The organism is Pantoea sp. CTOTU49201, assembly GCF_032054795.1.
Classification (GTDB): Bacteria; Pseudomonadota; Gammaproteobacteria; order Enterobacterales; family Enterobacteriaceae; genus Pantoea; species Pantoea symbiotica.
In genome coordinates this window covers 983-3,462 of sequence record NZ_DAMBSA010000461.1, presented here as the reverse complement: position 1 = coordinate 3,462, position 2,480 = coordinate 983, and the positions used below count along the sequence as shown (strand labels likewise).

Genomic DNA, 2,480 nt, shown 5'->3' with positions numbered 1-2,480 from the left:
TTATGTTACACAATAAAAAGCGCCTTATTTTCACCCTTACTGCTGCGGCAATTGCTGCCACAAGCGCGTTACCCGCGCACTCTGCAGTTGTCGCTTCAATCAAACCTCTCGGATTTATCGCAGCGGCTATCGCAGATGGCATTACGCCGGTTGAAGTATTGCTGCCTGATGGCGCATCAGAGCATGATTATGCCTTACGTCCTTCCGATGTAAAACGTATTAAAAACGCAGACTTAGTTGTATGGACCGGGCCAGAAATGGAAGCCTTTCTAACGAAGTCCGCAGCCGAATTACCCGCCAATAAAAACCTCGAAATTGCCGCTTTGCCGGGTATAAAACCGCTTTTGATTAGCGGCGACGATGACGATGATGAACATGAGCACGGTCACGATCACGATCATGACTCAGAAAACTCCGAACACCAGGACGTGTCTCATGCGCATCATCACCACGGACAGTTTAATATGCACCTGTGGATGTCCCCTGACATGGCCTTACAAACTGCGGTTGCAATCCATGGAAAATTATTGGAACTTATGCCGCAAAGCAAAGCCAAACTTGACGCTAATCTGCAGGAATTTAAGGCAGAATTAGCCGATGCAGACAAACACATCGGCGCGCAACTCGCGCCTGTGCGGAACAAGGGTTATTTCGTTTTTCACGACGCTTACAGCTACTTTGAAAAACATTACGGTTTGTCACCTTTAGGTCATTTTACCGTCAATCCTGAAATCCAGCCGGGCGCCCAGCGTTTACATCAAATACGAACACAGTTGGTTGAGCAGAAAGCCGTTTGCGTTTTCGCTGAACCACAATTCAGACCGGCCGTCATCGATGCCGTGTCCCGTGGAACTTCCGTGCGTAAAGGCACGTTAGATCCATTGGGAATGGACATCAGCTTATCTAAAGACAGCTACGTGAAATTCCTTTCACAGTTGTCGAGCCAGTATGCGAGCTGCCTGAATGGAGCATGAGGAATAGGTAAAAGTGCAGCAGATAGCCCGCTCTGTCGCCCTCGCATTTAATAATTTGCCGCGCCCCCACCGCGTTATGCTGGGTTCATTAACCGTTGTTACGTTGGCCGTCGCCGTATGGCGGCCTTACGTTTACCATCCACGTGATGTTGCGCCCATCGTGAAAACCATCGCGTTGGACAAAGACGAACTGCGTACGCTGTTGCCAGAAGCCAGCGAGCCGATTGATCAGACTACTGAAGAACCGGCCGACGATATTCCTGCTGACGACATCGATAAAGACGTACCGGACAATCCCAACGTACATGATTACACCGTCTCTTCAGGCGATACGCTGAGCAGCGCGCTGAATCAGTACGGTATTGAGATGGGCGATATCAATGCACTGGTCAGCAGTGATAAAGATTTGCGCAACATGCGCGTCGGCCAGCAACTGAGCTGGACGCTGGATGCCGATGGTCAACTGCAAACCTTCAGCTGGGAAATCGATCGTCGTGAAACCCGTACTTATCAGCGCGCCGACAACGGCAGCTTTAAGATGCAGCAGGAGTTGCAAAAGGGTGAGTGGCAAAACAACGTATTGAAAGGTGAAGTACGCGGCAGCTTTGCCTCCAGCGCGCAACGTGCGGGTTTGACCAGCGCAGAAACCAGCAACGTCATTAAAGCGATGCAGTGGCAAATGGACTTTCGCAAACTGCGGGCCGGTGATGATTTCAGTGTATTGATGTCACGTGAAATGCTCGATGGCAAAAGTGCTCAAAGCCAACTGCTGGGCGTGCGTTTACGCACCGGCGGCAAAGATTATTACGCCTTCCGCGCGGAAGACGGCAAGTTCTACGATCGCAACGCGTCTGGGTTAGCGCGTGGCTTTATGCGTTTCCCAACGGTTAAGCAGTATCGTGTCTCTTCCAACTTCAATCCGCGTCGCCTTAATCCGGTAACCGGCCGCATCGCACCGCATAAAGGTGTCGACTTCGCGCTGCCGATTGGTACGCCAGTGTTAGCGGTAGGTGATGGTGAAGTGGTGATGGCGAAAAACGGCGGTGCTGCCGGCAATTACGTGGCAATTCGTCACGGTCGTCAGTACATGACGCGTTACATGCACCTGAGTAAAGCGCTGGTGAAACCGGGGCAAAAAGTGAAACGTGGCGATCGTATTGCGCTGTCGGGCAACACCGGACGTTCCACCGGCCCGCATCTGCACTATGAAGTATGGATCAACAATCAGGCAGTAAATCCATTGACGGCAAAACTGCCGCGCATGGAAGGGCTGACGGGTAAAGATCGCAGCACTTACATGGCGCAGGTCAAAACCTGGTTGCCGCAGTTGACGTTGAAATAACGCATTATTGCGCGTAACACTTAAAAACCGACGGATTCTTCGTCGGTTTTTTGCTATCTGGCGCATGAAGATTGCAAAATTAACCATCGTCACTATTATTGACCGGTCATTGTCAGAGGCGAGTGCATGGAAACCCGAAAGAAAAATAACAGTGAGTTTATTCC

The 2,480-nt window shown here is 50.9% G+C and carries 2 protein-coding genes; both read left to right on the top strand.

The genetic code is table 11. The features are described from left to right. Nucleotides 1–2: 2 nt before the first annotated feature. A complete protein-coding gene (gene znuA, locus RTY00_RS22130; RefSeq protein WP_256696623.1) occupies nucleotides 3–974 on the top strand; it encodes a zinc ABC transporter substrate-binding protein ZnuA in 972 nt (323 codons plus the stop codon). A gap of 13 nt (nucleotides 975–987) precedes the next feature. Continuing rightward, on the top strand, nucleotides 988–2,316 hold the full coding sequence (mepM, locus tag RTY00_RS22125; protein WP_312666257.1) for a murein DD-endopeptidase MepM: 1,329 nt from the start codon (nucleotides 988–990) through the stop codon (nucleotides 2,314–2,316). Nucleotides 2,317–2,480 lie beyond the last annotated feature (164 nt).

Bases quoted from the DNA above. Each gene is read 5' to 3' on its own strand.
- znuA (WP_256696623.1), top strand. From the start codon at position 3: ATGTTACACAATAAAAAGCGCCTTATTTTCACCCTTACTGCTGCGGCA.